Annotated in this window: 17 protein-coding genes; 6 read left to right on the forward strand and 11 right to left on the reverse strand. The window is 69.6% G+C overall.

What is annotated here, in order from left to right:
- From ABDV68_RS02095 to ABDV68_RS02110, 4 genes are all read right to left on the reverse strand, one after another.
- Positions 1 to 253 (reverse strand): Sir2 family NAD-dependent protein deacetylase (locus tag ABDV68_RS02095; protein WP_343517992.1); only part of this gene is annotated, 253 nt, incomplete at its 3' end.
- Positions 246 to 575: a YnfA family protein gene (locus ABDV68_RS02100; protein WP_343517993.1), complete on the reverse strand. Its 330-nt coding sequence runs from the start codon at positions 573 to 575 to the stop codon at positions 246 to 248. The genes ABDV68_RS02100 and ABDV68_RS02095, both read right to left, overlap by 8 nt.
- Complete coding sequence (locus ABDV68_RS02105; RefSeq protein WP_343517994.1) at positions 572 to 721, reverse strand: hypothetical protein; 150 nt, start codon at positions 719 to 721, stop codon at positions 572 to 574. The genes ABDV68_RS02100 and ABDV68_RS02105 overlap by 4 nt, the downstream gene beginning before the upstream one ends.
- A 9-nt stretch (positions 722 to 730) precedes the next feature.
- Entirely contained in the window at positions 731 to 1,726 is a 996-nt protein-coding gene (locus ABDV68_RS02110) for a ligase-associated DNA damage response exonuclease (protein WP_343517995.1), read from the reverse strand.
- A gap of 89 nt (positions 1,727 to 1,815) precedes the next feature.
- Between ABDV68_RS02110 and ABDV68_RS02115 the strand changes: the two genes are divergently transcribed.
- The 4 genes from ABDV68_RS02115 (at position 1,816) to pdeM (ending at position 6,172) form a co-directional block, all read left to right on the forward strand.
- A complete protein-coding gene (locus ABDV68_RS02115) occupies positions 1,816 to 2,001 on the forward strand; it encodes a hypothetical protein (RefSeq protein WP_343517996.1) in 186 nt (61 codons plus the stop codon).
- A 46-nt stretch (positions 2,002 to 2,047) separates the two neighbouring features.
- Positions 2,048 to 4,450 carry a ligase-associated DNA damage response DEXH box helicase gene (locus ABDV68_RS02120; protein ID WP_343518056.1) on the forward strand — a complete coding sequence of 801 codons (2,403 nt, stop codon included), beginning with the start codon at positions 2,048 to 2,050 and terminating at the stop codon, positions 4,448 to 4,450.
- A 65-nt stretch (positions 4,451 to 4,515) separates the two neighbouring features.
- A complete protein-coding gene (locus ABDV68_RS02125) occupies positions 4,516 to 5,478 on the forward strand; it encodes an aspartyl protease family protein (RefSeq protein ID WP_343517997.1) in 963 nt (320 codons plus the stop codon).
- 31 nt (positions 5,479 to 5,509) lie between these two features.
- Positions 5,510 to 6,172, forward strand: coding sequence for a ligase-associated DNA damage response endonuclease PdeM (gene pdeM / locus ABDV68_RS02130; protein ID WP_343517998.1), 663 nt, complete (start codon positions 5,510 to 5,512; stop codon positions 6,170 to 6,172).
- A gap of 6 nt (positions 6,173 to 6,178) precedes the next feature.
- Here pdeM and ABDV68_RS02135 read toward each other — a convergent pair whose 3' ends face one another.
- The 6 genes from ABDV68_RS02135 to ABDV68_RS02160 form a co-directional block, all read right to left on the reverse strand.
- Positions 6,179 to 6,880: a DUF2807 domain-containing protein gene (locus ABDV68_RS02135; protein ID WP_343517999.1), complete on the reverse strand. Its 702-nt coding sequence runs from the start codon at positions 6,878 to 6,880 to the stop codon at positions 6,179 to 6,181.
- Between the two features lie 74 nt (positions 6,881 to 6,954).
- Entirely contained in the window at positions 6,955 to 7,680 is a 726-nt protein-coding gene (locus ABDV68_RS02140) for a head GIN domain-containing protein (RefSeq protein ID WP_343518000.1), read from the reverse strand.
- Positions 7,681 to 7,789: 109 nt separating this feature from the next.
- Positions 7,790 to 8,323 (reverse strand): CarD family transcriptional regulator, encoded by a 534-nt coding sequence (locus tag ABDV68_RS02145; RefSeq protein WP_343518001.1) that lies wholly within the window; start codon positions 8,321 to 8,323, stop codon positions 7,790 to 7,792.
- A 248-nt stretch (positions 8,324 to 8,571) separates the two neighbouring features.
- The gene (fdxA, locus tag ABDV68_RS02150) at positions 8,572 to 8,913 is read right to left on the reverse strand and encodes a ferredoxin FdxA (RefSeq protein WP_343518002.1); all 342 of its coding nucleotides are present in this window, start codon (positions 8,911 to 8,913) and stop codon (positions 8,572 to 8,574) included.
- Positions 8,914 to 9,016: 103 nt separating this feature from the next.
- Positions 9,017 to 9,316, reverse strand: coding sequence for an RNA-binding S4 domain-containing protein (locus ABDV68_RS02155; RefSeq protein ID WP_343518003.1), 300 nt, complete (start codon positions 9,314 to 9,316; stop codon positions 9,017 to 9,019).
- Positions 9,309 to 11,852, reverse strand: coding sequence for a helicase-related protein (locus ABDV68_RS02160; RefSeq protein WP_343518004.1), 2,544 nt, complete (start codon positions 11,850 to 11,852; stop codon positions 9,309 to 9,311). The genes ABDV68_RS02155 and ABDV68_RS02160 overlap by 8 nt, the downstream gene beginning before the upstream one ends.
- Positions 11,853 to 12,075: 223 nt before the next feature.
- Between ABDV68_RS02160 and ABDV68_RS02165 the strand changes: the two genes are divergently transcribed.
- Positions 12,076 to 13,575, forward strand: a complete 1,500-nt coding sequence (locus tag ABDV68_RS02165) for a peptidoglycan DD-metalloendopeptidase family protein (RefSeq protein ID WP_343518005.1) — start codon at positions 12,076 to 12,078, stop codon at positions 13,573 to 13,575.
- Positions 13,572 to 14,255 carry a LamG-like jellyroll fold domain-containing protein gene (locus ABDV68_RS02170; RefSeq protein ID WP_343518006.1) on the forward strand — a complete coding sequence of 228 codons (684 nt, stop codon included), beginning with the start codon at positions 13,572 to 13,574 and terminating at the stop codon, positions 14,253 to 14,255. Before ABDV68_RS02165 ends, ABDV68_RS02170 begins: the two co-directional genes overlap by 4 nt.
- A gap of 109 nt (positions 14,256 to 14,364) precedes the next feature.
- Here the strand turns inward: ABDV68_RS02170 and ABDV68_RS02175 are convergent, their stop codons facing one another.
- Entirely contained in the window at positions 14,365 to 16,038 is a 1,674-nt protein-coding gene (locus tag ABDV68_RS02175; RefSeq protein WP_343518007.1) for a DUF87 domain-containing protein, read from the reverse strand.
- Between the last annotated feature and the right edge of the window lie 68 nt (positions 16,039 to 16,106).

Genomic DNA, 16,106 nt, shown 5'->3' on the forward strand with positions numbered 1-16,106 from the left:
CGCCGGGCCATTGCGCATCGAGCCGGGCGAGCGCGTGGTGCGCGGCATTGGGCTCGACGGTCGAGAGCCTGGCGCGGCGTTCGTCGTAGAAGCGGTGGACCAGCTCGGCGTCGCGGGCGAGCGCTTCGGGCGTGCAGACATCCTCGACGCGATGCCCTTCCCAGAGGCCGCCGGGGCCGCGGAAGGTGGCGACGCCGCTCTCGGCCGAGACGCCGGCGCCGGTGAGCACGACGATGTTGCGGATGTCAGGCACTGGCGCTCCTCGGGCCGAACAGGATGATCGCGGTGCCGGCGAGCGCGACCGCGCCGCCGACCAGGTCCCAGCGGTCGGGCCGCGCGCTCTCGACCGCCCACAGCCACATGATCGCGGCGGTGATGTAGACCCCGCCATAGGCGGCATAGGCGCGGCCGGCATGGCCTGCGGGGATCAGGGTGAGCAACCAGGCGAAGGCGACCAGCGAGGCGAGACCGGGGAGCGTCCACCACACCGACCTGCCGAGCCGCAGCCACGCCCAGAAGGCGAAGCATCCGGCGATCTCGGCAAGCGCGGCGAGGGCATAGGCGGCGAGGGTCATACCGCCTGCGCGCCATTGGCGAAGTTGACGAAGTTTCGCGAAACGCGCGTCAAACTGTCGTCTTTGCCAGCTTCGTCAGGCGTCATGTGCGAGCGTCTGGGCGGCGTGGTGCGCATGCCGGAACGCAAGCAAATCAGTTCCAACATTACAAGGCGCTAATCGTCCTCGTCCTCATAGCCCGCGAGTTCGAGCGCGCGGGCCTTGATCTGGCGTTCGCGGCACCAGTGGACCAGCGCATCCTCGCGTCCGTGGGTGACCCAGACTTCGCGCGGCGCGATCTCGCGGATCGTGCGGGTGAGCTCGTCCCAGTCGGCATGGTCGGAGAGGATCAGCGGCAGCTCGACGTTGCGCTGGCGGGCGCGCTGGCGGACGGTCATCCAGCCGCTCGCCATCGCGGTGACCGGATCCGGCAGGCGGCGCGACCAGCGGTCGTTGAGCGCGCCGGGCGGGCAGAGGATGATGCGGCCCTGCAGCTCCTTCCTGGGTACGCCGGTGGCGGGGCGCAGCTCGCCCAGCGCGACGCCGTGCTCGGCATAGAGATCGCATAGTCGCTGGAGCGCGCCGTGGATGTAGATCGGATCGTCGAAGCCCATCGCGCGCAATTCGGTGATCACGCGCTGCGCCTTGCCCAGCGCATAGGCGCCGACGAGGACGCAACGCTCGGGCTCGGCGCGGAGCGCGGCGAGCAGCTTGTCGATCTCGTCGCTGGTCTCGGGGTGGCGAAAGACCGGGAGCGCGAACGTCGCCTCGGTGACGAACACGTCGCATTTGACCGGGCGGAAGGGTTCGCAAGTGGGATCGGGGCGGCGCTTATAGTCGCCCGACACGACGATACGCTCGTCGGCGTGGTCGAGCACGATCTGGGCGGAGCCGAGGACATGGCCGGCGGGGACGAAGCCGATCTCGACTCCGTCGATCGTCACGGTCTCGCCATAGGCGACGGGGCGGCCGTTCTGGGGGCCGTAGCGCGCCTCCATGATCGCCAGCGTCTCGGGGGTCGCCCAGACCTCGCCATGGCCGCCGCGGGCATGATCGGCATGGCCGTGGGTGATGAAGGCGCGCGGCTTGGGCTGCGACGGATCGATCCAGATGTCCGCGGCGGGCACATGGATTCCCTCGGGGTGCGGCGTGATCCAGCGTCCCAATGCCATGCGCAAGATATGCGCCCGGCGCCTGCTTGGTTCCAGCCGGATCGATTCCCGCGCCGCTTTCGTTGGAACGGCAACGAAGGAGACGACAAATGATCGATCTTGGCGGCGGCTTGTGGGGCGCAATGACGATCCTGGGCCCGATCGTACTGGCCGCGGTGATCCTGTGGGCGATGCTGCACAATCGCACCAGCAAGCGCCAAAAGGAGCGGACCGAGGAAGCGACGCGGCGCAACTATGACGCGCAGAGCGCCGAGGATACGCGACGCGAGCCGTGAGCGTCGCTAAGACGCGAGCGTGGACAGCGGCGGACTTCCCCGACAACTGAGCGAGTGGTTCGAGTCGCGCGGCTGGGCGCTGCGGCGGCACCAGCTCGACATGCTCGCCGCGGGGCGCGCGGGGCGGCATGCGCTGCTGGTCGCCGCGACCGGGGCGGGCAAGACGCTGGCGGGGTTCCTGCCGACGCTGAGCGAGCTGACCCTTCGACAGGCTCAGGGTGATCGGGCCGATGGACTGCACACACTCTACATCTCGCCCTTGAAGGCGCTGGCGGTGGACGTGCAGCGCAACCTGCTCACCCCGATCGAGGAGATGGGGCTCGACATCCGGGTCGAGACGCGCACCGGCGACACGCCGCACGAGCGGAAAATGCGCCAGCGCGCGCGGCCGCCGCAGATCCTGCTGACCACGCCCGAATCCTTGAGCCTGCTGCTGTCGTACGAGGACAGCTTCCTGATGTTCGCGGGCCTCAGGACGGTGGTGGTCGACGAGGTCCATGCCTTCGCCACCGGCAAGCGCGGCGACCTGCTGGCGCTGGCGCTGGCGCGGCTGCAGACGCTGGCGCCGGGGATGCGGCGCGTCGCGCTGTCGGCGACGGTGGCCGATCCCGACGGCTATCGCGCCTGGCTCGCGCCGCACGGCGACATCGATACGGTCGAGCTGGTGACGGGCGAGAAGGGCGCCGATCCCGACATCGCGATCCTGCTGCCCGAGGGGCGCGTGCCGTGGTCCGGCCATTCTGGCATCTATGCGATCCCGCAGGTGATGGCGGAAATCGAGACGCACAACACCACCATCATCTTCTGCAACACGCGCGGGCTGGCCGAGCTGGTGTTCCAGAATCTGTGGAAGGTGAACGAGCTCAAGCTGCCGATCGGGGTGCATCACGGCAGCCTCAGCCTCGAGGCGCGGCGGCGCGCCGAACAGGCGATGGCGGATGGCAAGCTCCGCGCGCTGGTGGCGACCGCGAGCCTCGACCTCGGCGTCGACTGGGGCGATGTCGATTGCGTGATCCAGATGGGCGCGCCGAAGGGCTCGTCGCGCCTGCTGCAGCGGATCGGTCGCGCCAACCACCGGCTCGACGAGCCGAGCGAGGCGGTGCTCGTGCCGGGCAACCGCTTCGAATATCTCGAGGCGCGCGCTGCATTGGACGCGGTGGAGGCGGGCGAGCTCGACCCCGATGTCTTCCGGCCCGGCGCGCTCGACGTGCTGGCGCAGCATGTGATGGGGGTGGGGTGCGCGGCGCCGTTCGATGCTGCGGATTTGCTGCAGGAGGTGCGTGGCGCGCTGCCCTATTCGGCGCTGACCGAAGACGTGTTCGAGCGGGTGCTGAGCTTCATCGCCGATGGCGGCTATTCGCTGCGCGCCTATGACCGGTTCAAGCGGCTGACGCGCGACAAGGACGGCCTCTGGCGGGTGACCAAGCCGGCGTTCGTCGCGCAGCATCGCCTCAACGCCGGGATCATCGTCGAGGCGCCGATGCTCGAGGTGCGCTTCAAGAACGGGCGGCGGCTGGGCAAGGTCGAGGAAGCGTTCGGCGCGAGCCTGTCGCCCGGCGACACCTTCACCTTCGCGGGCATGGCGCTGGAGGTCGAGCGCGTCGAGCTGACCGACATCATCGTGCGCGCGACGGCGAAGAATGCGCGCTTCGTCTCGTACATGGGCGCGCGGCTGGCGATCACCTCGACACTGGCCGACCGCGTGCGGCGCTTCTTCGCGGATCCGGAGGAGTGGCGGCGCTTTCCGGCGGACGTGCGCGAATGGCTGGAGGTGCAGGCCTATCGCTCGCGCCTGCCCGCGCCGGGCAAGCTGCTGGTCGAGACCTTCCCGCACGAGGGGCGGCACCACATGGTGGTGTACAGCTTCGAGGGCTGGAACGCGCACCAGTCGCTGGGCATGCTGGTGACGCGGCGGATGGAGGCGCTGGGGCTCAAGCCGATCGGGTTCGTGGCGAACGACTATGCGCTGGCGGTGTACGGGCTCGAGAAGATCGCCGATCCGGCGCCGTTGTTCTCGCCCGATATCCTCGAGCACGAGTTCGTCGACTGGGTACAGGGCTCGGCGCTCCTGAAGCGCGCGTTCCGCGAGGTGGCGATCATCGGCGGGCTGGTCGAGCGCCAGCAGCCGGGCAAGAAGAAGACAGGGCGCCAGGTCACCTTCTCGACCGACCTGATCTACGACGTGCTGCGCAAGTACGAGCCCGATCACCTGCTGCTCAAGGCCGCCTGGGCGGATGCGCGGGCGCGGATGACCGATGTCGGGCGGCTCGCGCGGCTGCTCGACACCGCGGCGGACAGACTCGAGCATGTCGACCTGCCCCGGGTCAGCCCGATGGCGGTGCCGGTGCTGATCATGATCGGGCGCGAGACGGTGGCGCAGGGCGCGGTCGAGGACGAGATGCTGATCGAGGCCGAAGCGCTGGCGGCGGAGGCGATGCGGCTCGACTAACGTCAGATTCTTGCCGCTCAACGGCAATTGCTGCGCAGCATGAACAGGCGTATCATGGTTGCGCCATGCAGCTGCGCCTGTTGATGCCTTTGCTGATCGCGTTCGCCGCCGCCCCCGCCGCGACACAGGAGACGGCGACGCCCGCAGCCGCCCCGGGTGCGCCGGCCGCGGCGGACGACGCCAACACGCTGGCCCTGGGCATGGTGGCCGATCGCATGACCGTGCCGGTCTCGATCAACGGCAGCGCGCCGCAGCCCTTCATCATCGACACCGGCGCCGAGCGCTCCGTCGTCTCGCGTCAGCTCGCCGGCAATTTGCGGCTTTCGCCGGGCCCGCAGATCACGCTGACGACGATGACCGGCAGTACCAGGGTGCCGACCGTGGTCGTCCCTTCGCTCAGCATGGGGCCGGTGCGCGACCAGCAGGCGTTCAACGCACCCGCGCTGGAAGCGACTCATATGGGCGCGCACGGGCTGGTGGGAATCGAGCAGCTGCGCACGCACATGGTGTCGATCGATTTCGACAAGCGGCGAATGGCGGTACGCCCGTCGCGCCGGGCCGGCGGAAAGCGCAGCGCGATCCCGGTCGGCGCCGACGAGATCGTGATCACCGCGAAGAACCGCTTCGGCCAGCTGATCGTGACCGAGGCGAGCTTCGAGGGGGCGAAGGTCACCGTCGTGCTCGACACCGGATCGCAGATCAGCATCGGCAACATGGCGCTGCAGCGGAAGATGCGGAGCGCGCGGCTCAAGGGGCCGATCGTGATGACAAGCGTGACCGGCGAGAAATTGACGGTGAACTATCATATCGCCGATCGCGTGCAGATCGGCGGCGTTGCTCTGCGCGGCGTGCCCGTGGCGTTCGCCGACATTCCGCCGTTCGAGCATTTCGGCTTGTCCGACGAGCCCGCGCTGATGCTCGGCATGGATGCGCTGCACGCCTTCCGCCGGGTTGAGATCGATTTTCCGGACCGCAAGGTGCGGTTCCTGCTGCCGCGCCAGAGCGGAGTCGCGAGCCGGCTCGGTTGACGCGCGCGCCGCGCGCGGCGATAGCGGCGTCATGGTTCCCTTTTCGTTCGCCGGTCACGAGTTGCGCGCGCTGCCCGAGGGCGCGCTCTACTGGCCTGCGCGGCGGGCGCTGATCGTCGCCGACCTGCATTTCGAGAAGGCGAGCTGGTTCGCGCTCAAGGGCCAGATGCTGCCGCCCTATGATTCGATGGCGACGCTCGCCGCGCTGACGGCGCTGGCCGAACGGACGCAGGCGCGCGAGCTGTGGTGCCTGGGCGACAGCTTCCATGATTCGGCGGGGTGCGAGCGCCTGCCCGCCGCGGCGCGCGACGCGCTGACGGCGCTCACCGGCTCGTTGCGCTGGGTGTGGATCACCGGCAACCACGATGCCGGGCTGATCGACCATTGCGGGGGCGAGATCGTCGAGGAGATCGAGGTCGACGGGCTGCTGCTCCGGCACGAGGCCGAGCCAGGGGAACCGCGGCCCGAGCTGTCCGGGCATTTCCACCCCAAGCTGCGCGTGCGGTTGCGCGGGCGGCAGGTCGCGCGGCGGTGCTTCGTCGCGACCGGCACCAAGCTGATCCTGCCGGCGTTCGGCGCGCTGACCGGCGGGCTCGACGCGCATCATCCGGAGATCGTCCGCGCGGTCGGGCGCGGGGCGGAAGCGCTGGTGGCGCTGGAGGACCGGTTGCTGCGCTTCCCGATCGCGGCCTGAGTCGGCCTAGCGCCGCTCGGCCTTGCTCCCGCAGCTCGCCGGACCGGGGCCGGCGATCTTGCACGCGGCATTGCCCGCGACGCGCACCGCGCCGGTGCCGAGCACGGAGAGTGCGGCGGTGAAGCGCGCGGTGAAGCTGGCGTCGCCGGCGCTCTGCGAATGGACGGTGAGGTCGTTGACGGCGAGGCCCGTGGCGTCGATCGAGCCCGCGCCATAGTTCATGAACCGCGCGGTGCGCGCGGTGCCCGCGCCGAGCTTGATCAGGCCGGTGCCGGTCAGCGTGGTGACGAGCTGGTCGGCGGCGATCTGCGCCACGTTCAGCGATCCCGCCCCGTTGACGCCGAGCTCGACGCGCTGGCCCTCGATCCGATCGATCTCGAGCTTGCCCCCGCCGTTGATGTTGGCGGTGCGCAGCCGCGGCACCGCGACGGTGACGGTGGCCAGTGCCTCGTTTCCGCTCCAGCCGTCCGAAGTCTGGATGTTGCGCGAGACCACCAGCACCCCGCCCTGGTTGCGCACGCTCACCCGTTCGACCGCGCGACGATCGCCGCTGACCGTGGCGGCGGGCGAGCCCGCGACGACATGCACCGCGAACGGTCCGTCGACGCGGATCCGATCGAAGCCGGTGAGCAGGACACGGCGCTCCTCGGGCGCCGGAGCGGCCCCGGCGGCGAAAAGGGCGAGCGGGATCAGCAGGACGGCGCGCATGGGCGAGGCATCGCACCGATGCCCCGTCCTGCGCAAGCGATCAGCTGCCCGCCTACGCGCGCCGGCGCGGCGAATCAGCTACAACGCGCCTCGCCCGAGCCCATCTTGCTGACCGAGCATTTGGCGCCGCCGGTGAGCTCGACATCGCCCGAGCCGACGATCGAGATGTCGGCCTCGCCGCTCACCTGGGCGCGCATGTTGCCCGAGCCGGCGATCGAGAGGTCGGCGCGCTGTGCCTTGAGGCCGGCGGCATCGATATCGCCCGAGCCCGCGATCGACGCATCGATCGCGCCGGCCTGCCCGCGCAGGATCCGCAGGTCGCCCGATCCGGAGATCGACAGCTCGGTCTTGCCGGCGTTGAGGTCGGCGATCGTCATGTTGCCCGAGCCCGAGATCGCGCCGTCGAAATCGCCTTCGGCGCGATCGACGGTCATGTTGCCCGAACCGGCCACGCCGGCCTTGACGAGCCTCGGCATGGTGACGGTGATCTTCGCGCTCTTGCCGCGGCCCCAGTTCCAGGCGTCCTCCTTGCGGCCGACGCGCAGCACGTCGCCGTCCTTGCGGATTTCGAGCTTGTCGAGCAGGTCGGCGTCGCCGGTCGCGGTGACCGAGAACTGCGCGCCGCTCCGGATCTCGATATCGTCGGATCCGCGCAGCGAGACGCCGGTGAAATCGGCGACCTGGAAGCTGCGCGTGCCGCCCGATCCGCTCGGCTGGACGACATCGCCGCTCATCCCGTTGGCGAAGTTGCAGGCGGCGAGCGGCAGCACCGCGGCGGCGAGCGCAAGAGCGAGTTTCATCACGACTCTCCTATGTGTGTTGCGCGTCTAATACACTCGCCGCGAAGGCGACGCAAACAAAAAGGGCGGCCGTCGCGGACCGCCCTCTTCGGTTCGACGCGGACCCGGCTCAGGCCGGCGCCTTGTCCTTGTTGTAGATCGCCGCGGCCTTGCGCAGGATGTCGAGGATCTTCTCGAGCGCGGCCTTCTCGTCGATCTCCTCCATCGCGGCGAGCTCGCGCGCGAGGCGCGAGGCGGCGGCCTCGAAGATCTGGCGCTCGGAATAGCTCTGCTCGGGCTGATCGTCGGCGCGGAACAGGTCGCGGACCACCTCGGCGATCGACACGAGGTCGCCCGAGTTGATCTTCGCCTCATATTCCTGCGCGCGGCGCGACCACATGGTGCGCTTGACCTTGGGCTTGCCCTTGAGCGTGTCGAGCGCTTCCTTGAGCGTCTTGTCGCTCGACAGCTTGCGCATGCCGACGCTCTCCGCCTTGTTGGTCGGAACGCGCAGCGTCATCTTCTCTTTTTCGAAGCGGAGCACGTACAGCTCGAGCTGCATGCCCGCGATTTCCTGCTTCTGGAGCTCGATCACACGGCCCACGCCGTGCTTGGGGTAAACGACATAATCGCCGACATCGAAGGACAGCGCCTTGGCAGCCATTTGGGGGAAGCCTTTCTAATCCACGTGGCCCCTTTGGGATTGCGTCGGCCGCCCGGTGCGTTTACCGGGGAGATGACGCCGATCGGGGCAAATCAACAACGGTCTCCAGTACCGAAACGCGAATCCTCGCGTCCGACGCGTTGTTTAACACAGATGAAATAAAATTACCACCCCGGAATCCTGTGGATAGACGGATGGTGCGTTGCGGCACGCCTTGCCGCAATCGATTTCAGCCCGGGCGCGCGCGCTCAGTCGCCCGAGCCGGGTTCGGGCGAGAAATATTTGTCGTACTTGCCCTCTTCGCCCTTGTGCGCGTCGGCGTCGGCCGGGGTCTGACCGGCGTTGCGCGTGACGTTGGGCCATTGCGCCGAGAAGGTGTTGTTGAGCTCGAGCCATTGCTCGAGGCCGCTCTCGGTATCGGGCAGGATCGCCTCGGCCGGGCATTCGGGCTCGCACACGCCGCAGTCGATGCACTCGTTGGGGTTGATGACGAGCATGTTCTCGCCCTCGTAGAAGCAGTCGACCGGACAAACCTCGACGCAATCCATATACTTGCAGCGGATGCAGGCATCGGTGACGACATAGGTCATAGCGGTTTCAGGCCCCTAGAGCGCCCTTGCGGGCGGTGAACCCCTTCCTGCTATGCCCGCGTTCCGGGCGCGTCAATCAAGAGACGCTTTCTGCGATACGTTCTTAGAGTTTGTGCGTTTCCGCGGGCGCCGTGGGACCGGGGAGCAATTCCAGGTAGAGCGCGGCGGCTTCGGGCGCCGGGCCACGGCGGCGCGGCAGCGCCTCGACACGCAGCACGCGAACCTTGCCGCGCAGCGGGAAGGCGATCACCGAGCCGATCCGGACCTGCGCCGAGGAGCGCTCGATCCGGCGCCCGTCGAGCCGCAGCGTCCCCGCCTCGGCCATGTCCTGTGCGGCATTGCGCGTCTTGACCAGGCGCGCGAACCACAGGAAGCGGTCGAGCCGCATCGCGCCCTCACTCATCGGCAAGCTCCGCGAGCGCGGCGAAGGCGCGGCCCATCGAGGTGTCGCGCGGCGGCGCCTTGGGCTTGGCGAGCGGGGTGAGGCCCTTCCACACCCAGCGCTGCGGCTCGCTTCTGGGGGTGCGCACGCCCTGGAAGCCGATCTGCGCCATCAGCCGCGCCAGCGTGTCAGGCGTGAGGCCCATCGAGGTCGCGAGCGCGGGATCGGGGGCGAAGGGGGTGCGGCCCTTGCGCGCGTCATGCGCGGCGCGCGCGATGCGCTCGGCGAGGTCGATGCGCACCGCCTGGGCGCCGAACGGACGGAAGCCATGGTCGAGCTCGGCACCGGGCGCGGCGCGGGGCAGCACGGTGGCGCCCTCGGGCGGCGCGCCGTCGAGGCCGAGCAGCGCGCGGCGCGCGGCGGCGGGACGCGGCTTGAGCAGGGCGGGCGCGAAGATGTCGAGCGTGCCGATCGTCACCCCGGCCTTGCGCAGCCGCTTGCGATCGTTCGGGTCGAGCGTTTCGACCAGCGCGCCGGCGGCGCGGCGCGGGAGCAGGCCGCCGGCCTCGACCAGCAGCCCGGCGAGCGCGCGGACGCGGCCGCCGGCACCGGTATCGCGGCTGAGCGCGTCGAGCGTGGCGAGATCGGGGAGGTCGGCCGCGATGCGATCGGCGAACCAGCGCTCGATCCGCGCCTGGGCGGCGGCGCGGATGCGGGCGTCGAGCACGTCGAGCGCGCGATCCAGCCGGATGCGCGGGCGGACCGGGTTCCCGGTGGGCTCGAGCGTGGCGATCGGCACGCCGCGCCATTCGATGTTCCCCGGCGAAGGCCGGGGCCCGGTCTCGGTCGGTTCGTCGCTGGGCCCCGGCCTTCGCCGGGGAACGAGGAGAAGTTCTTCGTCCGCGGCGGCCACCAGCGCGTCGCCGCGGCGGCGCAGCTCCCCCGCGAGGCCCTTCTCGGCGGCGGCGAGCAGCATGCGCTTGTCGGCGGCGCGCGCGCCGGGCTCGACCACGAAGCGGAAGCCGTGGAGATGGCCGAGGACATGCTCCTCGACGCTGACCTCGCCCTCCGGCCCGACCACCACGGGCAAGTGCGCGGCGCCGGCGCCGATCTGGCGCAGCAACACCGTGGTGCGCTTGTCGACGAAGCGCTGAGTCAGGCTGGCGTGGAGCGCGTCGGAGAGCTTCTCCTCGAGCGACTGGGTGCGTTCGGCCCAGAGCGCGGGGTCGGCGAGCCAGTCGGCGCGCTGCGCGATATAGGCCCAGCTGCGCGCGGCGGCGATGCGCCCGGCGATCGTCTCGACATCGCCGTCCATGCGGTCGAGCCGGGCGATCTCGTCGGCGAACCATTGGTGCGGGATATGGCCGGTGCCTTCGCTGAGGTGCCGGAACACGCGCGCGACGAAGCGGGCATGCGGATCGGCGCCGAGCTTGCGGAAATCGGGCAGGCCGCACGCCGCCCAGAGCCGCGCGACGGCCTTGGGAGCACGCACGCGATCGCGCACCCAATCCTCGCCCGCGAGCCGCTTGAGCACGCCCAGATCGACCGCTTCGGGCGCGGCGCGCAGCACGGGGGAGTCGGGCTTGCGCTCGAGGCTCGCGATCAGCGCGTCGATGCCGGAAAGGTCGGGCTCGCCCTCGCGCCAGAACAGGTGATCCAGCGCCGGCACGCTGTGATCCTCGATCGCCTGGATCTCTTCGGGGAGGAAGGCGCCGGGCCCTTCCTCGACCAGCGCGCCGAAGGTGCCGTCGCGCTGGTGGCGCCCGGCGCGGCCGGCGATCTGCGACATTTCGGCGATGGTCAGGCGGCGCTGGCGCTTGCCGTCGAACTTTGAGAGCGAGGCGAAGGCGACATGGCCGACATCGAGGTTGAGCCCCATGCCGATCGCGTCGGTGGCGACGAGATAGTCGACCTCGCCCGACTGGAACATCGCGACCTGGGCGTTGCGGGTACGCGGCGACAGCGCGCCCATCACCACCGCCGCGCCGCCGCGCAGGCGGCGCAGCGCCTCGGCCACGGCATAGACTTCCTCGGCCGAGAAGGCGACGATCGCCGAGCGCTTGGGCAAGCGCGAAAGCTTCTTGGCGCCGGCATAGCGCAGGGTCGAGAAGCGCGGGCGCGAGACGATCTCGGCGTCGGGCACGAGCTTGCGCAGCACGGGGCGGAGCGAATCCGAGCCCAGGATCATCGTCTCGTCGCGGCCGCGGGCGCGCAGGATGCGGTCGGTGAAGACATGGCCGCGCTCGGGATCGGCGCCGAGCTGGCCCTCGTCGATTGCGACGAAGCCCACGTCTTTGTCGGCCGGCATGGATTCGGCCGTGCACAGGAACCAGCGCGCGCCGGGCGGGACGATGCGCTCCTCGCCGGTGACCAGCGCCACCTCCTTCGGCCCCTTCACCGCGACGACGCGATCATAGACCTCGCGCGCGAGCAGGCGCAGCGGAAAGCCGATCATCCCGCTCGAATGGCCCATGAGCCGCTCGATCGCGAGATGCGTCTTGCCGGTATTGGTCGGCCCGAGCACCGCAGTGACCGGGCTGTTGGAGAAACGGCTCATTTCATCGCCAAGATCGGGCGGGCGCGCCAAGCGCGCAAGTGCCTGTGTTAGTCGTTCCGGAGACAGGAAGGGGGCTCGCACGACCCACCCCCGCCGCCGCACGATTCGCCGCAACTACTCATATCGAGCGGCCTGCTTAATTTGACTTTAGGGACTTGGTTCCACAGTGATTCTCCCGGTGCCGGGGGTCGGCGCACAGTATTGACTTGGGGGGCGGCGCACCTTGTTCTTGCGCGGCGATCATGGGCTTGAGCAAGCGGGCGGCACCAGCGCGCGCTCGTTCGGCCGCGCGCTTGCGATCCGCAAGCCGACCATCGCCGACAAATTGCGCGAGCGCTTCCCCGATCTCGACCTCGTCCCCGATCTCGGCTCGCGCATCGGCAGCGGCGAATGGTTCCGCGGCGCGGCGACCTGCGCGGGGCTGTGCGCAGCGGTGGTGCTGCTCTCGCCCGGCTTCGAGCGCCCGATCTATGCGAGCGTGCCCGGCGCGCTGACCGGGACCGACGCCGACATCGCGCGCGCCCAGGCGATCGCGCCGCTCGCCGCCGGATCGACGACGGGCAGCAAGCTCGGCGCGACCAGCCTCGTCGCCAACCTCACCGACACGCCGGAGCGCCCGATCCTCCAGCACACGGTGACCTTGGGCAGCGGCGGCGCGTTGCAGGCCGCGCTGATGCGCTCGGGCGTCGGCAAGGACGATGCCGCGCGTGCCGCGGACCTCGTGGCGGGAGCGGTGGCGCTCGGCGACCTCAAGTCCGGCACGCAGCTCGACCTGACGCTCGGCCGCCGCCTCGACAAGTCGCAGCCGCGGCCGCTGGAGAAGCTGGCGTTCCGTGCGCGCTTCGACTTGAGCCTCGAACTGGTGCGCAGCGGTAGCGCACTGGCGCTCAACGAGATTCCGATCGCGATCGACCATACCCCGCTGCGCGTGCGCGGGCGGGTCGGCGACAGCCTCTACCGTTCGGCGCGCGCCGCGGGCGTGCCGGCCAAGGCGGTCGAAGCCTATATCCGCTCGATCGCGACGCGCGTGCCGATCGGCCGCGTCGGCGCCGACAGCGAGTTCGACATCATCGTCGAGCAGGCCCGCGCCGCGACCGGCGAGGTGCAGATGGGCAATCTGCTCTATGCCGGGCTCAACGGCGATGCCGGCAAGCTGCAGCTGGTGCGCTGGGAAGAGGATGGCCGCACCACCTGGTACGACGGCAAGGGCACGGGCGAGCGCAAGGGGCAGATGGCGATGCCCGCGGCGGGGCGGATCAGCTCGGGCTTCGGCCTGCGCCGTCACCCGGTGCTCGGCTTCTCGCGCATGCACAAGGGGCTCGACATCGCCGCGGGCTATGGCTCGCCGATCCGCGCGGCGAACGACGGCACGGTGGCCTTTGCCGGGCGCAACGGCGGCTATGGCAATTTCGTGCGGCTCAATCACAGCGCGGGCATGGGCACCGGCTATGGCCATATGAGCCGGATCGCGGTGCGCTCGGGCCAGCGCGTCACGCGCGGCCAGGTGATCGGCTATGTCGGCTCGACCGGCATCTCGACCGGCCCGCACCTGCACTACGAGCTCTATCGCAACGGCACCGCGATCAATCCGCGCTCGGTGTCCTTCTCGGTCGTCCAGTCGCTCAGCGGCGGCGACCTGCGCGAGTTCAAGGCGAAGCTCGCCCGGCTGCTCGCGGTGCCGGTCGGCGGCACGCGGGGTCAGAAGGCCGAGCGCGAGGAGTGATCGATCGCCGGACGCTGATCGGCGGACTGGCGGCGGTGGCGGCGACGCCGGCCGTGGCGCGCAGCCGGACCGAGATCTGGACCTTCGATAACCTCAAGCGGATCGGCGGGCTTGCCGTTCGCGCCGAGGGCGCGCCGCGCGTGATCCGCTCGCCGCTCGGCCGCGCGGTCGAGTTCGACGGGGTCGACGATGCGCTGTTCCTCGACGCGCATCCGCTCGCCGGCGCCGAGCGCTTCACCTTCGAGGCGCTGTTTCGCCCCGATGGCGGCGCGTTCGAGCAGCGCTGGTTCCATCTCGAAAGCCTCGAGACGCCGCCCGCCGCGCCGGGCATGAGCCGCACGCGCATGCTGTTCGAGATCCGCGTCGTCGGGCAGAGCTGGTATCTCGACGCGTTCATGCGCGGCGAGGGCTACAACCATCCGCTGATCGTGCCCGGGAAGCTGTTTCCGGTCGGGCGCTGGTACCATGTCGCGCAGAGCTATGACGGGACGACCTACCGATCCTATGTCGACGGCGTGCCGCAGGCCGAGGCGGCGGTGGCGTTCACGCCGCAGGGACCGGGCCGGGCATGCGTCGGCATGCGCATGAACAAGGTCAATCCGTTCCGCGGCGCGATACGCCAAGCCGCGTTCATGCGAGAAGCGCTGCCGACCGATCGCTTCGTGCTGAAGGTTCCTTAGAAGCGCCCGTTGTTCCCCTGGGGAAGCAGCGGGCCAGAGTCGGAAGCGCGCCGCCTGCGGCTCTAGGCCCCTGCATTCGCAGGGGAACTTCAATCCGGGTCAAACTGAATTAACGCCCCTGCGAGCGCCAGCGCCGGATCGTGCGCTCGAGGCTCGCTTCCTCGCCGCCGCTATGCTTCCAGAGCTCGGAGAACAGCGGATCGCTCGATGCCGGCCGCTTGGCCTCGTCGAGCGAATCGAACGAGACGCGCACCGGCGTCGCCACGCCCTCGCCGACCATGATGCACTCGCGGTTGCGCAGCGCCGGGATCGAATCGAGGAAGCCGCGCGCGCCCTCTGGCATCGCCGCGCGGACAAAGGCCTGGTCGCGATCGTTGTTGAGGCGCATCGCGATGATCGTGCCGCACTGCGACAGCACGCCCTCGGCGAGATCCGACGGGCGCTGCGTGATCAGGCCGAGCGAGACGCCGTATTTGCGGCCTTCCTTGGCAATGCGGCTGAGGATGCGCCCGACCGACGAGCCGTCGGCGTTGCGCTCGTTGGGAACGTAGCGGTGCGCTTCCTCGCAGACGAGCAGGATCGGGCGCTGCGCCTCGCCGCGCGACCAGATCGCATAGTCGAACACCATGCGGCTGAGCACCGCGACGACCACGCTGGTGATCTCGCTCGGCACGCCCGACACGTCGATGATCGAGATCGGCTTGCCGTCGCCGGGCAGGCGGAAGATGCGGCTGATGAAATTCGCCATCGTGTCCGCGACGAGCATGCCCGAGAACATGAAGGCGTAGCGCGGATCGGCCTTGATCTCGTCGATCTTGCCCTTGAGGCGCAGATAGGGGGCGGTGTCGGTCGCCTTGTCCATCTTGCCCATCTCGTTCTGGATGATCGTGGTGAGATCGGAGAGGAGATAGGGGATCGGCGCATCGACCGTGAGCTTGCCGAACTCGGCGGCGAGCCGGTTCTTCTGCTTGGCCATCAGGATGCACTTGGCGAGGATGTCGGCGTCGATCTGGCGGTCCGAGCCCTCGGTGGTGACGAAGACCTCGCAATGCTCCTCGAAGTTCATCAGCCAATAGGGCATGGCGAGGTTCGACACGTCGAACAGCGCGCCATTGGTCTGGAACGCCGCCGAATATTCGCCGTGCGGGTCGATCATCACGACATGGCCGCGCGGCGCGAGCTCGCAGATGCGGTGGAGGATCAGCGCGGCGCTGGTCGACTTGCCGGTGCCGGTCGAGCCGAGCAGCGCGAAATGCTTGCCGAGCATCGCGTCGACATAGAGCGCGGCGCGGATGTCGCGGGTCGGATAGACGTTGCCGACCTCGATATGCGGGCGGTCGTCGGCGGCGTAGATCTGCTTGAGGTCCGCGGTCGAGATCGGGAACACCGCGGTGCCCGGCGCGGGATAGCGGGTGACGCCGCGGCGGAAGCCGTAGAGCTTGCCGGTCAGCTTCTCCTCGACGCCCTCGCCGAGGAAATCGACCTGGGCGAGGATGCGCCCGTTGGCGTCGTCATAGCGCAGCGAGCGGACGCTGGCGACGAGCCATGATGTGCCGGCGCGGATCTTGACCTGGCTGCCTACCGTGCCGGCATTGGCGACCGCCGGATCGGCGCTGCCCGAGAGCGCTTCGAGCGCGGCGGGATCGAGCACGACTTCGCTCGACGCGCCGCCGATCGCGAACACCGCGCCGATGCCGGTGAGCGCGCTGGCCGCCGCCGGCGCCACCGCATCGGAGGCGGGGCGGATATGATCAAAATGCTGCCCGCCCAGATCCTCGGTCATCAACGCGCATCGCTCCCCGGTTCAAACCGGACCGATATGGAGCATTCAAAGTAAATATTGGGTTCGCG

The sequence above is a fragment of the Sphingomonas sp. genome (assembly GCF_039595165.1).
Lineage (GTDB): Bacteria > Pseudomonadota > Alphaproteobacteria > Sphingomonadales > Sphingomonadaceae > Sphingomonas.

What these genes read in the sequence shown, in the direction of transcription:
- ABDV68_RS02125 (WP_343517997.1), top strand. Translation starts at nt 4,516, where the DNA reads ATGCAGCTGCGCCTGTTGATGCCTTTGCTGATCGCGTTCGCCGCCGCC.
- ABDV68_RS02155 (WP_343518003.1), bottom strand. Translation starts at nt 9,316, where the DNA reads ATGAGTGAGGGCGCGATGCGGCTCGACCGCTTCCTGTGGTTCGCGCGC.
- fdxA (WP_343518002.1), bottom strand. Translation starts at nt 8,913, where the DNA reads ATGACCTATGTCGTCACCGATGCCTGCATCCGCTGCAAGTATATGGAT.
- pdeM (WP_343517998.1), top strand. Translation starts at nt 5,510, where the DNA reads ATGGTTCCCTTTTCGTTCGCCGGTCACGAGTTGCGCGCGCTGCCCGAG.
- ABDV68_RS02100 (WP_343517993.1), bottom strand. Translation starts at nt 575, where the DNA reads ATGACCCTCGCCGCCTATGCCCTCGCCGCGCTTGCCGAGATCGCCGGA.
- ABDV68_RS02105 (WP_343517994.1), bottom strand. Translation starts at nt 721, where the DNA reads ATGTTGGAACTGATTTGCTTGCGTTCCGGCATGCGCACCACGCCGCCC.
- ABDV68_RS02160 (WP_343518004.1), bottom strand. Translation starts at nt 11,852, where the DNA reads ATGAGCCGTTTCTCCAACAGCCCGGTCACTGCGGTGCTCGGGCCGACC.
- ABDV68_RS02110 (WP_343517995.1), bottom strand. Translation starts at nt 1,726, where the DNA reads ATGGCATTGGGACGCTGGATCACGCCGCACCCCGAGGGAATCCATGTG.
- ABDV68_RS02140 (WP_343518000.1), bottom strand. Translation starts at nt 7,680, where the DNA reads ATGAAACTCGCTCTTGCGCTCGCCGCCGCGGTGCTGCCGCTCGCCGCC.
- ABDV68_RS02115 (WP_343517996.1), top strand. Translation starts at nt 1,816, where the DNA reads ATGATCGATCTTGGCGGCGGCTTGTGGGGCGCAATGACGATCCTGGGC.
- ABDV68_RS02175 (WP_343518007.1), bottom strand. Translation starts at nt 16,038, where the DNA reads ATGACCGAGGATCTGGGCGGGCAGCATTTTGATCATATCCGCCCCGCC.
- ABDV68_RS02135 (WP_343517999.1), bottom strand. Translation starts at nt 6,880, where the DNA reads ATGCGCGCCGTCCTGCTGATCCCGCTCGCCCTTTTCGCCGCCGGGGCC.
- ABDV68_RS02145 (WP_343518001.1), bottom strand. Translation starts at nt 8,323, where the DNA reads ATGGCTGCCAAGGCGCTGTCCTTCGATGTCGGCGATTATGTCGTTTAC.